We start from the raw sequence: 17424 nt of genomic DNA on the forward strand, positions 1-17424 counted from the left end.
GGCAATGATGGAGAGTCTGCTGCCCACTCTGGGCCTGGCGGTTGCTGCGGCGCTCCTGTATGGCCTGCTGTGCAGGCAGTCCCCCGCCTTTGCCATGCTGCTGTCGCTGGCGGCAGGCGTGGTGATTCTGGGACGCCTTGTATTCTTTTTGCAGGGGATGATTGCAGGGCTGACGGCCCTGGCCGGACGGGTGGATGGGATCGCGTTTGCTAGTTTGCTGCGCTGTGCAGGCGTCCTGCTCCTGACCGATTATGCCTGCACCATCTGCAAGGAGGCCGAAGCTGAGGTCCTGGCCTGGTGCACGGCGTTTGCGGGCCGGGTGCTGACCCTGGCGGCGCTCTGGCCCCTGCTGGAGGAGGTCTGTGGAATGATATGGGAATTGACCGGTTGAAACGCACCATCCTTGCTGGGGCGCTGGCAGTGATGATGGTGGTTGGTTCTCCGGCGGCCCGGGCGGCCGGGACACAGAACGGACAGGCCCTTCTGCCGGGCAGTGAGAGCTGGCAGCCCTATCTGGACGACGCCCCTGTGGAGATGGAAGACTTCGTGGAGGACCCGCTGGACGCGGTGCGCCGGCTTCTTCCGGGAGATATGATGCGGACTGTGCGGGACTCAGTGGGCAGTTATGCCCAGGTTTTTCTGTTTCTGCTGCTGGTGATGCTCATCTCCTTTTTTCTGGGGGAGGACAAGGCTGATCTGCTGGACCTGGCCGCCGCAGGGGGCAGCGCGCTGCTGTGCTGGACGGCTCTGGCTGCGCTGGCAGAAACGGTCTGTGAAAAACTGGACAGCTGGCGGGTCTTCCTGCTGGGGTTTGTGCCGGTCTACGAAGGAGTCTTGCTGGCGGGGGGAGAGGCCACTGCGGCCGCCGCGGCGGGAGGACTCTTTCTCTCCGGGTTGTGCCTGCTGACCCAACTTCTTTGCAGCTGGGTGCCGCCCCTTCTGCACTGTTATCTGGCCCTGAGTACGGCCTGCTGCATCAGTACGGAGGCTGCGTTATCGGCTGCCTGCCGCGGGGTGGGGAGACTGTTCCGCAAAGGGCTGAGTTGGGCTGGACGGGCTTTTGGAGCACTTTTAGGCCTGCAAAGGATTTTTACTTGTCAGCTGGATCGGACCAGTCAACAGCTGGGTCAGCTGCTGACCGGCACGGTGCCCATCATCGGCCAGAGCCTCAGTGACGCCGCCAGTACCGTCCTGAGCGGCATCCAGCTGCTCAAGAGCGGGCTGGGCTTTGCGGCCATCGCTTTTCTGGCGGCAGAGTTCCTGCCCTTGTACATGATTCTGATGGTCCATGCGGTGCTGCTCTTTGGCTGCGAGATGCTGTGCAGCGCGGCGGGCATCGGCCGCTGTGCCGCCTTGTTCAACTGCCTGCGGGAGGCTGTGCAGGGGCTGGCGGCGGCCACAGCCCTTGTTTTTGGGATTGCAGTGCTGGGAACAGCGCTGCTGTTTATGGTGGGAGGTGGCTGAGATGCAGCAGCTCAAGACAGCCGTGGCAGTGTTTTGCACCGCCTGCATCTGCGCCGAGCTGGTGGGCCGGCTGCTGGGAGACGTCTGGGGCCGCCAGTGCATAAAGGCTGCGGCGGGGCTATATATTCTAGTAGCCCTTTTTCATGCCCTGCCCAGCATTCGGGCCGGGGTGTCCTCTTTTACGCCGCCCGATGTGCCGGCTGCAAGCTTTGGCACCATGGAGGATGTTGTCCTGCAGCAGGCCCAGCGCAGCCTTGCCGACCGGCTGGAAGCACAGATTGCAGAGGAGACCGGTCTAGCTGTGATCCTGGATATTGTGCTGGCGTCCACACAGACCGGCGTGCAGGTGGTGCGGGCGGAGGTGTCCGCCCCCGCCGGGACCACCCAGCAGGACCGCACTGCCGTGCAGGAGCTGCTCTGCAATACGCTGGAAACCGGGGCGGAAGCCATTGCCTGGACCGGACAGGCGGAAGGAGGGTGAACACAATGGCCCTGCAGGAACGTTTGACAGGCTGGATGAAAGGGGCAAGAGAAAAGCCCCGGGCCGCCTCTCTGGCTGTCCTACTGGGGATCGCTGCCATGCTGCTGATCCTGCTGAGCGAGCTGTGGCCCGCGTCCGACGGCTCGGCCGCCCCGCCCGGAGGGGAGACGGTGCAGACCGCGGACTCCTACCGGGCCAGCCTGGAAAACCAGCTGGCGGCCCTGATCGAACAGATCAACGGGGCAGGCGAGACCACCGTCATGATTACACTGGAAAGCGGGGAGGAGAGGATCTATGCAACGGATACCCAGACCGGCGGGGACCAAAGCCAGCAGACCCACGTCCTGCTGGAGGACGGCACCGCTCTGGAGGAGACGGTCTATCTGCCCACCGTCTGCGGTGTGGCGGTTGTCTGTGACGGGGGAGGCGACGTGGGGGTGGAAGCGCGGATCACCGCGCTGGTTTCCGCACTGCTGGATGTGCCGTCCAACCGGATCTGCGTGGAGCAGCGCAGCTAGTACATTTTGAGCACAAATATCCCGCGCCGGTATTGCCCCGGTGATGCCTGCATATTCTTCTGCAAATGCGAAAACTGCAACAAACCTGAGGGAGGAACCATTGTATGAGAAGTATGGCTAAAAATACCCGCCGTGCCACTGCTGTGACGCTGGCTGCCGCGCTGGCGGTGGCCTGTTACCTGAACTGGCAGTATGCCCGGACCGATATGGACACCTTGGCGGTGGAGACCGCCGCCGCGGCCACCTCTTCCGCATCGTCGGCGGCGTCGGATTCTTCGTCCTCCAGCTCGGGGCAGGTGACCGACGCTCTGCTCACCGAGGCCGAGGCCGCATCGGCTGCCAACAAAAATTATGGCGAGGCCCAGCTGGTCAGTGTGGCCAACGACACCGGCAGTCAGTTCTTCGATGAAGCTCGCCTCAAGCGGGAAAAGGCCCACGACGAGGCCCTGGACACCATCCAAAAGACCCTCAAAAATTCCTCCCTGTCCGACGCCGAGAAGGCGGAGTACACCGCACAGATGACCGCCAATCTGGAGGACATCAACGCTGAAAATGAGATCGAGACCCTCATCAAGGCCAAAGGCTTTGCCGATTGCCTGTGCTTCCTCCAGTCGGGGCGGGCCGATCTGACGGTGATGACCTCGGGGGAGGCGCTGACAGCGGCCCAGGTGGCACAGATCCGGGATATCGTCATGAGCAAGAGCAACGTGACCGCCCAGAACATCACGGTGGTGGAGGTGAAGTAAAAATCATCTTTCTGCCGAAAGGGCACGTTCCAGCGCGATACAGACCGGCATAAAGAGAAGCTTTTGGCAGTCAGTCCAATTTCAAAATACATTTTTGATGGTCTGAGTGTTGTGAAAATGAAAAAAGGATGGTATAATAACTGCAGAATGGTTCATTGCCCCCAAAATCCAGACAGCACCCAGCAGGCGGGATGCCGGCTGGCGCTGGGAGCCGCGGCGCAGGCTGCGGTGCGGGGCAGAACAAAACAAAGGCCGGGGTGTGCAGTAGCCTGACACAAGCAACAGCATTCAATCGAGCCGGAATGAACGGAGGACCGTAGAATGGATATGCAGAACATGGATCTTATGGGCGGGAGCCTTCAGATTTCTACCGACGTCATCGCCAAGATCGCCCGCTGTGCAGCGATGGAGATTGACGGGGTGGCTGATGTTTCCTGCGGCAGACAGCAGAGCAAAAAGGCCAAGGAGCTGCTGGAGATCGTCAACATTCAGTCGCCGGTCACGGTGGAAATGCGGGAAGGCACGGCGGACATCACCCTGAATCTGATCGTCCGCTTTGGCACCTGCGTTCCGGTCATGGCCGAAAAGGTCCAGAAGAACGTGAAGAACGCCGTCCAGAACATGACGCGGGTCACGGTCAGCCGGGTCAACCTGATCATTGCAGGCCTTGCCGCCGAGCAGGCGGACGCAGCCGCTGAATAACCCCAAAATAGAATCAAACCAGAAAAACCGGCCTCTCTGCAGGTGCGTCCTGCAGAGAGGACTTTGATGTTGTGAGAGGAATACTATGGAAAATCTGATGCCTCGCCGCCAGGCCCGCGAGAATGCGTTCCTGCTGGCCTTTTCTCAGACGTTCGGCGAGCTGCCCCTTGATGAGGCGCTGGAAGCCAACCGTGAAAATGATGAGGAGCATCCTGTGGATGCCTTTGGCGCCTGCCTGCTGCGCACCTACTATGACCACTCGGCCGAAGTGGACGACCTGATCCGGGATCATCTGCGGGGCTGGGCCATGGAGCGCATTCCCCGGGTGAGCATCACCATCCTGCGCCTGGCGATTGCCGAGATGCTGTATGGTGAGGAGCACAAGCCCAGCGTCGCCATCAACGAGGCGGTGGAGCTCACCAAGAAATACGGCGCAGAAGAGGACTATCAGTTCGTCAATGGCCTGCTGGGCAGCGTTGCCCGTGAGTCCGGCCTTGTCGATGAGGACATCGACGCACAGGAGGAGCCTGCAAAGTCGTGAGCTATACACTGGGCATTGATACCAGCAACTATGCGACCTCTCTGGCTGTTTTTGATACAGCCGGGGAGGTTGTTTGCGCAAAAAAGCGTTTTTTGCCGGTGAAAGAGGGCCAGCTGGGGCTGCGCCAGAGCGACGCACTCTTTCATCACACCGCCGCTCTGCCCGGAATGCTGGCAGAACTGGGAACGGAATTTGACCTGACCCAAATTTCTGCAGTGGGCGTCTCTGAGAAGCCTCGTCCGGTGGAGGGGAGTTATATGCCCTGCTTTCTGGCGGGGGTCAATGCCGGGCAGGCCTTTGCCCTGGCCCGGGACATTCCCCTGGTTCGCACCACCCACCAGCAGGGTCACGCCGCTGCGGCGCTGTTCGCCGCGAAAGGGGCGGAACTATTCAACCAAAAAGTGCTGCTGTTCCATATTTCGGGGGGCACCACCGATCTGCTCCTCTGCGACCAGGTCCGGCAGATTGAGCTTTTGGGCTCCAGCAGCGACCTGTATGCAGGCCAGGCGGTGGACCGCCTGGGGGTGAAATTGGGGTTTGCGTTTCCGGCCGGGGCCGAGGTGTCCCGGCTGGCGGCCTCTTGTGAGGAGGAAATCAAGCCGAAATCTTCCGTCAAGGGGATGACATGCAGCCTTTCGGGGCTGGAAAACCAGTACACCACTCTGCTGGACCAGGGCCGCAGCCCGGCCTATGTCTGCAAGTACTGCCTGCTCTGCGTGGCCGATACGGTGGTCAAAATGACCCGCGCCGCCCTGAAGGTCTATCCCGACCTGCCGGTGGTCTGCGCCGGCGGCGTTATGAGCAGCGGGATCATTCGGGAATGGGTCCAGAGACGCCTGCCGGCTGTGATGTTTGTGCCGGCTCAGTTCGCAAGCGACAACGCCATGGGCGTGTCCATGCTCGCCGCCCGGGAGGCTGGTTTATGGCTGAAGTAATCACCGTCACCGCCCTGAATCGCTATGTGAAAACCCTGCTGGACCGCAACGACATACTCTATGACCTCGCCCTCCGGGGCGAGATAGCCAATTTTGTCCAGAACGCCAAGAGCGGCCACTGCTATTTTTCTCTGCGGGACGGTCAGTGCAGCGTCAAGGCGGTGATGTTCCGCTCGGACGCCCAGCGGCTGGCCTTTCGTCCTCAGGAGGGGATGCGGGTGGTGGTCCGCTGCCGCGTGACCCTGTATGAGCGGGACGGCGCCTTTCAGGTCTATGTCAACGCCATGTTTCCCGATGGAATCGGGGAGGCCCAGCTGGCTTTGGAACAGCTCAAGGCAAAGCTGCAGGCCGAAGGTCTTTTTGCCCCGGAACACAAAAAGCCGCTGCCGGCGTTCCCGGAGCGGATCGGCCTTGTCACCAGCCGGACCGGCGCCGCGCTGCAGGACATCAAAAACGTCATTGGCCGCCGGTGGCCTGCAGTGCGGCTGATTCTCTGTCCGGTGAATGTCCAGGGATTTGAGGCGGCGGAGGAAATTGCCGCCGCCATCGGCCGGCTGGACCGGTTGGGCGTGGATGAGATCCTGGTGGCCCGGGGCGGCGGCAGCCGGGAGGACCTGTGGGTGTTCAATGCCGAGGTCATCGCCCGGGCAGCTTACCGCTGCAAGACTCCCCTTATCAGTGCCATCGGCCACGAGATTGACTACACCATTTTGGACTTTGTGGCCGATTGCCGCGCCCCGACGCCCTCGGCTGCCGCCGAGCTTGCTGTGCCCGACCGGGAGGAGCAGAAGCGGCATTTGTGGGAAATCCAAAGAAATATGCATGAAAATATGCAAAAACGCCGGGAAATATGCTATACTAAATGCAAAGACTGTGCAGATGCCATGGCCGGTGACTTGCCGCGGCGAAAACTGTACGCAGGTAAAAGAGATCTTGCGGCATTGGGTGAGGCACTGCGCACCAGCAGCCGCATATGCTGGAAGGACAAAAACCGTCAGCTGGCCCACGCGGTCCAGCTGACCGCATCTTTGAGTCCTTATCAGGTGTTGGCCCGGGGCTACGGAATGGTGGCCGGCGCGGATGGCAAAATCCGTCCGGCGGACCAGCTGGCGGAAGGGGAGACCATTCAGCTCATCACCGCCCATCGCCGGGCCCAATGCCTTGTCACAGCAGTGGAGGAAACCGATGAAAGCACCCAAAACATTTGAAGAAGGCATGTCCCGACTGGAAGATATCCTTGCCAAGATGCAGAGCGAAGAAACCACCCTGGCCGACTCGGTGAAACTCTATGCCGAGGCTGCCGGCCTGGTGGAATACTGCAGCCGGACGCTGGGCAAGGTATCCCTGCAGATCGACGAGATAGACGGCCGGCTGGCGGCCGCGGAAAAGGCCCAGAACGGGCTGGATGTGGAAAGAGACGTGGAGGAACAGACATGAATTACCAGGAGCAGTATGATGCTTACCTAGCCCGGGCCAAACGGGCGCTGGAGGACGCCTGCCGGCGGTATTTGCCGGCCGAGTCGCAGGTTTGCCAGGCAGCCCGCTACAGCCTGATGGGCGGCGGCAAACGGGTGCGGGCCGTGCTGGTGCTCAGTGTCTGCGATATGCTGGGCGGCGACGATGCAGCGGCGGAACAGTTTGCCGCCGCGGTGGAGATGCTGCACTGCTATTCTCTGATCCATGATGATCTGCCCTGCATGGACGACGACGACCTGCGCCGCGGTCGCCCTTCCTGCCACAAGGCGTTTGGAGAGGCGACGGCGCTGCTGGCCGGAGATGTTCTTTTGACTGAGGCCTTTGAGGCGGTGGCGCAGGCTCCCGCCTCGCCGGAGGTCTGCATCCAGGCGACCCGGGCTCTGGGGGCCGGCGCAGGCAGCCGCGGCATGGTCTACGGCCAGGAGCTGGATTTGAAGTATGAGGTTCTGGACACCACCGAGAGCCAGCTGCTTCAGATCCACCGCAACAAGACCGGCGCCCTCATCAATGCGGCCGTTCAGATGGGCGCCGCAGCAGCCGGCGCCGACGCCGCCCAACAGGAGGCACTGGAACAGTATGCGTTTGGCCTGGGGCTGGTGTTCCAGATCATCGATGATATCCTGGATGCCACCGTCACCACCGAGCAGCTGGGCAAACCAGCCGGCAGTGACCAGGCCAACGGCAAGACGACCTTTGTGACCCTCTATGGCGCGGACGGCGCCATGACTCTGGCACAACAGGTCAATCAGGACACATGCGAGGCCGTACATACGGCCTTTGGCGAAAAGGCAGCGTTCCTGGAACAGCTGGCAGCAGCCATGCTGGAGCGGCGCAGCTGATTTTTGCCGCAGAAAAAATGATTTAGGAAAAGAAGGGAAGCGGACGATGGAATTGATTCGAAACATTTTGTCTTGGAATGAGATCCTGACCGTCTCGATTCTGGGCTGGCTGACAGCCCAGCTGCTGAAAACCACCATCAGCTCTATTTTGGCAGGCAAACTGCAGCTGGAGCGGATGGTAGGGGACGGCGGCATGCCCAGCGCCCACAGCGCGACGGTCTGTGCCATGGTGGTGGCCACCGGCCGGATCGAGGGGGTGCACTCCTCTCTGTTTGCCATTGCATGCGTGATCGCCATCATCACCATGCACGACGCTATGGGCGTCCGTCATGAGACCGGCGAGCAGGCCAAAGTCCTGAACAACATCATCGAGATGTGGCTGGAGGAGGGCGAGCGCCATTCTCCCTTCCTGCAGAACATGCACCTGAAGGAAATGGTGGGCCACACCCCCCTGCAGGTCTACGCAGGCATGATCGTCGGGGCAGTTGTGGGCTTTTTGTATCCGCTGTCCGTGATGGTCGGTTAATGGAAACAACAGAGAGTTAGGTGACGATAGGATGGATACACCTCTGCTGGATGCGATTACAGGTCCGGAGGACGTCAAACAGTTGAGTGAGACGCAGGTGGTCCAACTGTGCGAGGAGATACGCTGCTTCCTGGTGGACAGTGTTCTGCGCACCGGCGGGCACCTTGCCTCAAACCTCGGCACCATTGAGCTGACGGTGGCCCTGCATCGGGCGCTCAACTCGCCCCAGGACAAAATTGTCTTTGATGTAGGTCATCAGTGCTATACCCATAAGCTTCTCACCGGCCGCAAGGCCGGCTTTGCCCATCTGCGGCAGCTGGATGGGATTTCCGGCTTTCCCAATCCTCGGGAGAGCGTCCACGATTCCTTCATCGCGGGCCATGGCAATACTGCGCTTTCCCTGGCCATCGGCATGGCCTGGGCCAAAAAGCTCAAGGGCGAGCCGGGCTGGGTGGTGGCCGTCATCGGAGACGGCGCTTTCACCGGCGGCATGGTCTACGAAGGAATGAACAACATTGCCTCCCTGAATAATCTAATGGTCATCCTGAACGACAACAAGATGTCCATCTCCAAAAACGTGGGGGCAATGGCCCGGTATCTGACCCATCTGCGGGCCAGTCCCAAGTATTTCCGGATGAACCGCCATTTGAGCGATACCCTCAGTGAGATCCCGGTGGTGGGGCCGCCCCTGCGGGCGTTCCTGCGCCGGACAAAGACCATCATCCGGCGGTCCATGTACGATTCCACCATGTTTGAGGACATGGGGTTCCAGTACCTGGGCCCTCTGGATGGCCACAACGTCCGGGAACTGGAACAGACCATGCGGAACATCATGGTCCGCTCAGGGCCGCTTTTCCTCCATGTGGTCACCACAAAAGGGAAGGGCTACCAGCCGGCGGAAGAAAACCCTGGTGAATACCATGGCGTTTCCGGAGCCAAACCGGGCGTCATTCCGGACCCCGAGGTGGCTGCACCGGCATCCTTCTCCACCATTTTCGGAAAGGCTCTGTGTGAAGCAGCCGCAGCCAACTCCAAAATCTGCGCCATCACCGCAGCCATGAAGTATGGCACCGGGCTGCAGTTCTTTGGCCATGCGTATCCGAATCGCTTCTTTGATGTGGGCATGGCAGAACAGCATGAGATCACCTTTGCGGCCGGCCTTGCCAGTCAGGGGATGATCCCGGTGGCAGCCATTTACTCCACCTTCTTGCAGCGGGCTTATGACCAGATCATCCACGATGTGGAACTGCTGAAGGTCAAGGTTCTCTTTGCCATTGACCGGGCCGGCCTGGTGCCGGCGGACGGCGAGACCCATCAGGGTGTTTACGATCCGGCTTTCCTGAGCCAGATTGGCATTCCCACCTATTCGCCCTCCAATTACGCTGAGCTGCGCTATTGGCTGATCAAACTGCTGGGCCAGGATTTCACTGGCCCCCAGGCCATCCGGTATCCCCGCGGCGGGGAGGCGGACGTTCTGGCGCAGTATGGCTGCACCGGCCGGGAGTATGATTTCCTGATTAACTCGCCGGAGGCCCGGGCCGTTCTGGTCAGCTATGGCAGCGAAGTGGAGGATGTCCTGGCCGCCGGCAGCCATTTGGAGGCACGCGGCATTCCCTGCAGCGTCTGCAAACTTGTAAAGATATTTCCCTTTACAGATGGTTTCCTGCGCGATATCGAACGATTTGACGTAATTCTGTTTGCAGAGGAGTGCGTCCAGCGTGGCGGCATCGGGGAACAGCTGGTGTCCTGCCTCGCGGAACGCGGATGGCACGGCACCTTTATCCACCGGGCGGTGGACAACAACAAGCTGACCCATGCCACCGTTCCCCAGATGAAAAAGATCCTGGGCCTTGACGAAGAACACCTGGTACAGGATGTGGAGAAAGCCCTGACAGAGAAAAAGGAGCAGTAATCTTGAAAACTCGATTGGACCAATATCTGGTGCAGCACGGCCTGATCCAGAGCCGGGAGCGCGCCAAAGCGATGATTATGGCTGGCGTGGTCTATGTGAATGGCCAGAAGGCAGACAAAGCCGGCGACATGGTGAAAGAGGATGCCGTGGTGGAAGTGCGGGGCCATGATATCGGCTATGTGAGCCGCGGCGGCCTCAAGCTGGAAAAGGCCATGCAGGTGTTTCCCCTCAGCCCCAAGGGCAAGGTGTGTATGGACATCGGCGCATCCACCGGCGGCTTTACTGACTGCATGCTGCAGAACGGCGCCTCCAAGGTGTATGCGGTGGACGTGGGCTATGGCCAGCTGGCCTGGAGCCTCCGGACCGATCCCCGGGTGGTCAATATGGAGCGGACCAACATCCGCAATGTGACGCCCGACCAGCTGGAGGAGCCGGTGGAGTTTTTCAGTGTGGATGTGTCTTTCATCTCGCTGCACCATATCTTCCCGGTGGCGCAGGCGGTCACCACGCCGGACGCCATGGGCGTCTGCCTGGTAAAGCCGCAGTTTGAGGCCGGCCGGGAAAAGGTGGGCAAGAACGGCGTTGTCCGTGATCCCGCCACCCACAAAGAGGTCCTCCTCAACGCCATGGGCTATGCCGCCGCCAACGGCTTTGCGGTGCGCGGTCTGGACTTCAGCCCGGTGAAGGGACCCGAGGGCAACATCGAGTATCTGATGTTTGTGGAAAAGAGCACAGAACCCTGTACATTGGACGAGGAGGCTGCCGCCGCTGTGGTGGCGGCCAGCCACCAGACCCTCGATCGCTGACCGATCTTTACGGCAGCCCCAACCAGGAGGTGGGACCCTATGACGGTTTACATTGCCCCCAATACCGGCAAAAGCTCGGCCGGAGAAGTCGCTCTGCGGGCGGCTCAGATTCTTCAGACCCACGGCGCCGCCGTCCTGATGGATCAGGAGCTCCGCCCCAGCTGCAACATTGCCGGTGTGCAGTATCTGCCTTTTGCGGAATGCCTGGAAAAAACCGATGTCATCCTGACCATCGGCGGCGACGGCACCATTCTCCAGGTAGCCAACCAGACCCTGAACTATCACAAGCCCATCCTGGGCATCAATCTGGGCCGGTGCGGCTTCCTGGCCACCTGCGAGGTGGACGAGCTGGAGGCCAAGCTCAGTGCGGTGGCCCATGGACACTTCAACCTGGACACCCGGATGCTTCTGTATGTGCGGGTGCTGGGGGACGAGACCTGGGAGGGCCACGCCCTGAACGATGTGGTGGTGACCAAAGGCCGCCTGCAGCAGGCCATTGATTTCAGTGTTTACTGCGACGACATTCTGGTGGAACATTTCCGCGGCGACGGCGTTATCGTGGCGACCCCCACCGGGTCCACGGCCTATTCTCTGGCTGCCGGCGGGCCCATTCTGGATTCCCAGACCAAGGGGATTGTGGTCACCCCCATCTGCCCCCACAGTCTGGCCACCCCCGCCATGGTCTTTGCGCAGGAGCGCAAAATCCACATTTGTGTGGGGCAGGTGGCCGATCATGAGGTGTTTATCAGCTGCGACGGCGACAACAATTACCCCCTCCGGGCAGGAGCGACCGCCATGGTCCGCCTGTCGGATCAGGTCATTCAGCTGGTGACGTTCAGCAAGGCGGAACAGTTCCAGGCCATCGACCAGAAACTGCGCAGCAGGAGATAACAGCCAGCTTTAAAGCTGCAGATCGAAACGAAAACGCTCACAGTTTATGTGAGGGTTGGTTTTGCGGGTGTTTTTGAGAGGAAAGGGCCCGGGCAGGGAGCTGTGTCGACCTTGCCCAGGCTCTGATGCATTCGAATTCCCGCCGGAAGTTGATTTTGAACCGTTTGAAAAGTCTATGGTAGGTAAATGAGAAGGAGGCGGAATTCCCATGAGCCGCAAACCGCAGGAAGATACAAAAACCAGAACGGAACGGCTGCAGGCCATTCTTCGGCTGATCCGTGAACATCCCATCAGCCGTCAGGAAGAACTGCAGGAGTACCTGAACAAAGAGGGTTATGAGGTGACCCAGGCCACCATTTCCCGGGATATTCGGGAGCTGTGCCTGGTGAAGGCTGCCACCGACGAGGGATACCGCTATGTGTCCAGCCACAGCGACCGGTATGACCCCAAAGTGCAGGAGCGCTTTGAGACCATTTTCCGGGAGTCGGTGCTGCAGGTGGACTATGCCGGCCATATTGTGATGATCAAGTGCTACTCCGGCATGGCCAATGCGGCCTGCCAGGTGTTCGACTCGATGCAGTGGAAAAATGTGGTGGGATCGCTTTCGGGTGACGACACGTTTTTGGTGCTGGTCCGCTCCGAGCGGGACGCCAAAAACATCAGCGCCGAGCTGGAACGCTATATTGTGCGCAAGTAAAAGTGGAAGATGAGGCATTGAAATGCTGAGCAGCTTGCAGATTGAAAATGTGGCCGTTATCCAGAAGGCCGATGTCCACTTTGAAAAAGGGCTGAACGTGCTGACCGGCGAGACCGGCGCAGGCAAGTCAATCCTGATCGATTCCATCAACGCCATCCTGGGCAATCGAACTTCCCGGGAGCTGGTGCGGGCCGGAGCTTCCAAGGCGGTGATCCGCGCAGCCTTTGAGGAGGTGCCCGCCGCCGTCCAGGACAGCCTGGAAAAAGCGGGGTATGAGCGCAGTGAAGAACTGCTCCTGACCCGTGAAATCACAGCCGAGGGAAAGAGCAATTGCCGCATCAACGGGATGCCCGCCACGGCGGCCATCCTGCGGGAACTGTGCGGCGGGCTGATTAACATCAACGGCCAGCATGACTCAGTGGGCCTGCTCAACCCGGCGCACCACGAGGGAATTTTGGACGATTACGCCCAGAACCGCACCGAGTTTCAGAACTATTACAAAATTTACAAGGAGCTGATCGCCGTCAAGCGGGAGCTGGACAGCCTCATCACCGATGAGGAGGAAAAGCGCCGCAAGACCGATCTGCTCCAGTATCAGGTCAATGAAATTGACGACGCGGCCCTGACCGCCGGCGAGGAGGAAAGCCTCGAAAGCCGCCGGAAGGTTCTGGCCAATGCGTCCACCATTCGGGAACAGATTGCCCGGGCTTATGCGGCTCTTTCGGGCGGTGATGAGGCCGCCGGCGGGGTAGACCTGCTGGGAGAGGCCTCCAATGCCATGGACACGGTCGCCCAGCTGGATGAAAGTCTGGCGGATGGGGCCGGCCAGCTGCTGGATTTGTATTATACCGCCAAGGACCTGTCCGCCGATCTGGCCTCCCGTCTGGAGGACTACGAGAGCAACGACGGCGAATTGGATGAAATCGAGCAGCGGCTGGATCTGATCTATAAGCTAAAACGGAAATATGGCGACACGGTGGAGGATGTTCTGGCCTTTGGAGAAAAGGCGCGGGAGGAGCTGGAACGCATCCAGTTCTCCGAGGAACACCACCAGCGCCTTCAGGCCGAGAAGCTGCGGCTTTATGGTCTGGCGCGGGAGGCGGCCGAAATTTTGACCCAGACCCGCCTGCGGGCCTTTGAAGATTTGAACCGCCGCATTTCGGATACTCTGGACTTTTTGAACATGCCGGGGGTCCGGCTGAGCCTCCGCCATAGCCGGGGGCCGCTTGCCAGCCACGGCCAGGACAGCCTTGAGTTTTACATTGCCACCAACCCCGGTGAGCCGCCCAAGCCTTTGTCCAAGATTGCATCGGGCGGTGAGCTGAGCCGCATCACCCTGGCCATCAAAAATGCTCTGGCCGACCGGGATGCCGTTCCCACCGTCATTTACGATGAGATTGACAGCGGCGTCTCGGGCAAGGCGGCAGGAAAAATTGGACAGGTTCTGCGGCAAAGTGCCAAAGGCCATCAAATTCTCTGCATCACCCATACCGCGCAGATCGCAGCTTTGGCTGACTGCCATATGCTGATTCAAAAGCGGGTGGAAGGGGATCGGGCCTACACCCAGGTGATGCCTCTGGATACTGAGGGCAGGGTGGACGCCCTGGCCCATCTGATCTCGGGCGACCATGTGACCGAACTTTCCCGCGCCAATGCCCGGGAGATGCTGGCCCTGGCGGAGCAGGAAGCAAAATGAGGAATTCCCGCGCCTCCGCATAAGAGGGAAAACGGAAGCCAATGAGTGGCCCCTTTGGGAGGGTCACTCTTTTTGTTTGTGCTCAAAAAACAAAACGGTCATTTTACCTCTTGACATTTTCGAATAGTTCCTTTACAATTAACAATTGTAAAGGCGTTGATGGGAACAAGTACCCTGATGCGCTCTGCCCAGAGAGGCTCCGGTTGGTGAAAGGGGCGTGCAGAGCCGCAGGCGAACTACCTCCCGGAGCTGCAGGCTGAACAGATGCTATCTCAGTAGGCCCCGCCGCGTGCGAGCGTTACAGACGCAGAGTGTACTCCCATACTCTGAGGGGGTTGCACTTGTGAGGCTGTCATCCGTGAGGGGGCAGCAAACAGAGGTGGTACCGCGAATTTCTCGCCCTCTGCCAATTTTAAGGTTGGCGGGGGGTGTTTCTTTTTGCCCTCTGCCCGAAGTGAGACACAGGAGGTATGTTTTCATGAAACTCTACGACGAACTGAAGGCCCGCGGCCTGGTGGCCCAGATCACCGATGAGGAGATCATCGACGTCATCAACGAGGGCAAAGCCACGTTCTACATCGGCTTTGACTGCACCGCCGACAGCCTGACCGCTGGCCACTTTATGGCCCTGACCCTGATGAAGCGTCTGCAGATGGCCGGCAACAAGCCCATCGCTCTGATTGGCGGCGGCACCACCATGATCGGCGACCCCTCGGGCCGCACCGATATGCGCAAGATGCTGACCAAAGAGGACATCGACCACAACGCTGCCTGCTTCAAGAAGCAGATGGAGCGTTTCATTGATTTCAGCGAGGGCAAGGCCCTGATGCTGAACAATGCCGACTGGCTGCTCAAGCTGAACTACATTGAGCTGCTGCGTGAGGTGGGCGCCTGCTTCTCGGTGAACAACATGCTGCGTGCTGAGTGCTACAAGCAGCGCATGGAGAAGGGCCTGTCCTTCCTGGAATTCAACTACATGATCATGCAGAGCTACGACTTCTACTACATGTTCCAGCACTACGGCTGCAACATGCAGTTTGGTGGCGATGATCAGTGGAGCAACATGCTGGGTGGCACCGAGCTGATCCGCCGCAAGCTGGGCAAGGACGCCTACGCCATGACCATCACCCTGCTGACCGACTCTCAGGGCAAGAAGATGGGCAAGACCGCTGGCAATGCCGTCTGGCTGGATCCCAACAAGACCAGTCCCTTCGAGTTCTATCAGTACTGGCGGAATGTGGGCGATGCAGATGTCATGAAGTGCATCCGCATGCTGACCTTCCTGCCGCTGGAGCAGATCGATGAGATGAGCACCTGGAAGGATCAGAAGCTGAACGAGGCCAAGGAGATCCTGGCCTACGAGCTGACCAGCATGGTCCACGGCAAGGAAGAGGCCGAGAAGGCCCAGGATGCCGCCCGCGCTCTGTTCAGCGGCAACGCCGCCGACACCGAGCATATGCCCACCACCGTTCTCTCGGCTGAGGACCTAACCGACGGCAGCATCGGCATCCTGACCCTGATGGTCAAGGCTGGTCTGGCCTCCTCCAATGGTGAGGCTCGCCGTCTGGTGACCCAGGGCGGTGTCCTGGTCAACGGTGAGAAGGTGGCTGCTCCCACCGGCAGCTTCACTTCTGATCAGCTGGCCGAGGGCCTGGTGATCAAGAAGGGCAAGAAGGTCTACCACAAGATCACCCTGTAAGCGTAAGCCGCTGCGACCATAAAAATCATAAAAGAGGAATCTGTCCTGTGCCTCAAAAGTGCAGGATGGATTCCTCTTTTTCTTTGCATCATGAAAGAAGCGGCGTCTTGCCCCGGCCGCAGATGGGCAGGGGAGACGCCGCTTGCTGGAACCTATGGACGGGGGATGACATGCGGGAAGCGGGGCTCCGAAAAGCCCCGCCTCCACAATGCAAGATCCCTACACCACAAGGAAGCCTTATTTAACCAGGACAACATCCTGTCCCTGGGTAACCTTGCCGGTTGCGATGGGCTCGACGCTGGTGAAGTCGTCGGTGTTGGTGACAACCACCGGAGTGGTCAGCTTGTAGCCTGCGGCCGAGATGGCAGCCATATCAAACTTCAGCAGCAACTGGCCCTTCTTGACCTTGTCGCCGACCTTGACCTTGGGCTCATAGCCCTTGCCCTTGAGCTCGACGGTGTCCATGCCCACATGGATCAGAATTTCGATGCCGTTGTCGCCCATCATGCCCACAGCGTGGCTGGTCTCGGCGACCTGCTCGATGGTGCCGTCAAAAGGAGCCACCACTTCGCCTTTGGAAGGCTCGATGGCGCAGCCCTTGCCCAGAGCCTCGCTGGAGAAGACGGGGTCATCGATCTCGCTCAGAATGCGCATTTCGCCTTCCAGGGGGGAGTAGATGATCTTATCGCCGGCAGGTGCGGCGGGTTTTGCAGCGGGTGCGGGTGCAGCCTCTTTTTTGTGGAATAGATTGGAAAAGAATCCCATAAAGCTTTTCTCCTTATCATTGCCGGATTTGCTGTATGGATGATATGATTCATCCGGAAAACAGCTTATTTCATATGCAATTCTACCACATTTTTCAGTGATTTACAGCAGAAAAGGCCATAAGATTTAGATTTCGTGAATCAGCCTAAAAGAATGTGGATTTTTTTGTAAAAATCAACCATTGACAAGCCGGCGACTGTTTTACAGCTCGTAGGCCTGGCGCAGAGCCTCATAGGCGGCGTCCTCGTTTTCGCTGCGGACCAGCAGAGAAATATCCAGATCGCTGGTGGTGATCAGATGCACTTCAATACCGGCAGAGGCCAGGGCGCTCAGAGCCCGCGCAGCCACGCCGCAGCTGGTGACCATCTCCTCGCCGAACAGATTCAGCTTGGAATAGCCCACGCTGATGAGGGGAGCGGCCTTGGAGCCGGGGGTCAGCTGTGCGGTGGAAATGGCCTTCATCACCAGGGGAAGGTCATTGCTGGAAGCCGTGAAGCTGAAGTCCAGCTGGGTGCCGTGAGGGGCGCTCTGGCTGATCATGTCCACGACGATGCCGATGTCCGCAAAAATCTTGAGATACCGTGCCAGGCTGTCAGCGCTGAATGCTGCATCCTGCACACTAATCATCATGACGCCGGGCTCGACGCTGATTTTCGATACTCCGTACATAATTACGCTCCATTCTGCCTGCAAAGAGGCGTAAAGTGATTGTGCTTTACACGGGTGTGAT

20 protein-coding genes and 1 other annotated feature are annotated in these 17424 nt (G+C 59.5%); of the genes, 18 read left to right on the top strand and 2 right to left on the bottom strand.

Going from position 1 to position 17424, the window contains the following annotated elements; genetic code table 11:
- Window positions 1-4 precede the first annotated feature (4 nt).
- From B5F27_RS02360 to tyrS, 18 genes are all read left to right on the top strand, one after another.
- Complete coding sequence (locus B5F27_RS02360) at window positions 5-391, top strand: SpoIIIAC/SpoIIIAD family protein (RefSeq protein ID WP_242962033.1); 387 nt, start codon at window positions 5-7, stop codon at window positions 389-391.
- Window positions 373-1464 (top strand): hypothetical protein, encoded by a 1092-nt coding sequence (locus B5F27_RS02365; RefSeq protein ID WP_087364420.1) that lies wholly within the window; start codon window positions 373-375, stop codon window positions 1462-1464. The genes B5F27_RS02360 and B5F27_RS02365 overlap by 19 nt, the downstream gene beginning before the upstream one ends.
- Before the next feature lies 1 nt (window position 1465).
- Window positions 1466-1945, top strand: coding sequence for a hypothetical protein (locus B5F27_RS02370; RefSeq protein WP_087364422.1), 480 nt, complete (start codon window positions 1466-1468; stop codon window positions 1943-1945).
- Window positions 1946-1950: 5 nt separating this feature from the next.
- Complete coding sequence (locus B5F27_RS02375; protein ID WP_242962035.1) at window positions 1951-2463, top strand: stage III sporulation protein AG; 513 nt, start codon at window positions 1951-1953, stop codon at window positions 2461-2463.
- 104 nt (window positions 2464-2567) lie between these two features.
- Window positions 2568-3209: a SpoIIIAH-like family protein gene (locus B5F27_RS02380; protein ID WP_087245753.1), complete on the top strand. Its 642-nt coding sequence runs from the start codon at window positions 2568-2570 to the stop codon at window positions 3207-3209.
- A 321-nt stretch (window positions 3210-3530) separates the two neighbouring features.
- On the top strand, window positions 3531-3911 hold the full coding sequence (locus B5F27_RS02385) for an Asp23/Gls24 family envelope stress response protein (protein WP_087245751.1): 381 nt from the start codon (window positions 3531-3533) through the stop codon (window positions 3909-3911).
- An 85-nt stretch (window positions 3912-3996) separates the two neighbouring features.
- A complete protein-coding gene (gene nusB / locus B5F27_RS02390) occupies window positions 3997-4452 on the top strand; it encodes a transcription antitermination factor NusB (protein WP_087245749.1) in 456 nt (151 codons plus the stop codon).
- The gene (locus B5F27_RS02395) at window positions 4449-5387 is read left to right on the top strand and encodes a glycoprotease (RefSeq protein WP_087364424.1); all 939 of its coding nucleotides are present in this window, start codon (window positions 4449-4451) and stop codon (window positions 5385-5387) included. The genes nusB and B5F27_RS02395 overlap by 4 nt, the downstream gene beginning before the upstream one ends.
- A complete protein-coding gene (gene xseA, locus B5F27_RS02400; protein ID WP_087364426.1) occupies window positions 5375-6595 on the top strand; it encodes an exodeoxyribonuclease VII large subunit in 1221 nt (406 codons plus the stop codon). Before B5F27_RS02395 ends, xseA begins: the two co-directional genes overlap by 13 nt.
- Window positions 6573-6824, top strand: a complete 252-nt coding sequence (gene xseB / locus B5F27_RS02405; protein WP_242956699.1) for an exodeoxyribonuclease VII small subunit — start codon at window positions 6573-6575, stop codon at window positions 6822-6824. Before xseA ends, xseB begins: the two co-directional genes overlap by 23 nt.
- Window positions 6821-7702 (top strand): polyprenyl synthetase family protein, encoded by an 882-nt coding sequence (locus B5F27_RS02410; RefSeq protein ID WP_087364429.1) that lies wholly within the window; start codon window positions 6821-6823, stop codon window positions 7700-7702. Before xseB ends, B5F27_RS02410 begins: the two co-directional genes overlap by 4 nt.
- A gap of 46 nt (window positions 7703-7748) precedes the next feature.
- Complete coding sequence (locus B5F27_RS02415) at window positions 7749-8228, top strand: divergent PAP2 family protein (RefSeq protein WP_087245741.1); 480 nt, start codon at window positions 7749-7751, stop codon at window positions 8226-8228.
- Window positions 8229-8259: 31 nt separating this feature from the next.
- The gene (gene dxs, locus B5F27_RS02420) at window positions 8260-10140 is read left to right on the top strand and encodes a 1-deoxy-D-xylulose-5-phosphate synthase (protein WP_087364431.1); all 1881 of its coding nucleotides are present in this window, start codon (window positions 8260-8262) and stop codon (window positions 10138-10140) included.
- A gap of 2 nt (window positions 10141-10142) precedes the next feature.
- Complete coding sequence (locus B5F27_RS02425; RefSeq protein ID WP_087245737.1) at window positions 10143-10946, top strand: TlyA family RNA methyltransferase; 804 nt, start codon at window positions 10143-10145, stop codon at window positions 10944-10946.
- 39 nt (window positions 10947-10985) lie between these two features.
- Window positions 10986-11837: an NAD(+)/NADH kinase gene (locus B5F27_RS02430; protein ID WP_087364433.1), complete on the top strand. Its 852-nt coding sequence runs from the start codon at window positions 10986-10988 to the stop codon at window positions 11835-11837.
- 208 nt (window positions 11838-12045) lie between these two features.
- Window positions 12046-12534 (top strand): arginine repressor, encoded by a 489-nt coding sequence (locus tag B5F27_RS02435; protein ID WP_087245733.1) that lies wholly within the window; start codon window positions 12046-12048, stop codon window positions 12532-12534.
- Window positions 12535-12556: 22 nt separating this feature from the next.
- A complete protein-coding gene (recN, locus tag B5F27_RS02440) occupies window positions 12557-14230 on the top strand; it encodes a DNA repair protein RecN (protein WP_087364436.1) in 1674 nt (557 codons plus the stop codon).
- A 147-nt stretch (window positions 14231-14377) separates the two neighbouring features.
- Window positions 14378-14637, top strand: a binding site (T-box leader).
- Window positions 14638-14708: 71 nt separating this feature from the next.
- Entirely contained in the window at window positions 14709-15929 is a 1221-nt protein-coding gene (gene tyrS / locus B5F27_RS02445) for a tyrosine--tRNA ligase (protein ID WP_087364438.1), read from the top strand.
- Window positions 15930-16166: 237 nt separating this feature from the next.
- On the opposite strand, the gene B5F27_RS02450 is transcribed toward tyrS, so the two are convergent.
- On the bottom strand, window positions 16167-16694 hold the full coding sequence (locus B5F27_RS02450; protein WP_087245727.1) for a PTS glucose transporter subunit IIA: 528 nt from the start codon (window positions 16692-16694) through the stop codon (window positions 16167-16169).
- Between the two features lie 201 nt (window positions 16695-16895).
- A complete protein-coding gene (locus tag B5F27_RS02455; protein ID WP_087245725.1) occupies window positions 16896-17363 on the bottom strand; it encodes an ACT domain-containing protein in 468 nt (155 codons plus the stop codon).
- Between the last annotated feature and the right edge of the window lie 61 nt (window positions 17364-17424).

It is taken from the genome of Faecalibacterium sp. An192, assembly GCF_002160175.1.
In the GTDB taxonomy this organism is placed as follows: domain Bacteria; phylum Bacillota; class Clostridia; order Oscillospirales; family Ruminococcaceae; genus Faecalibacterium.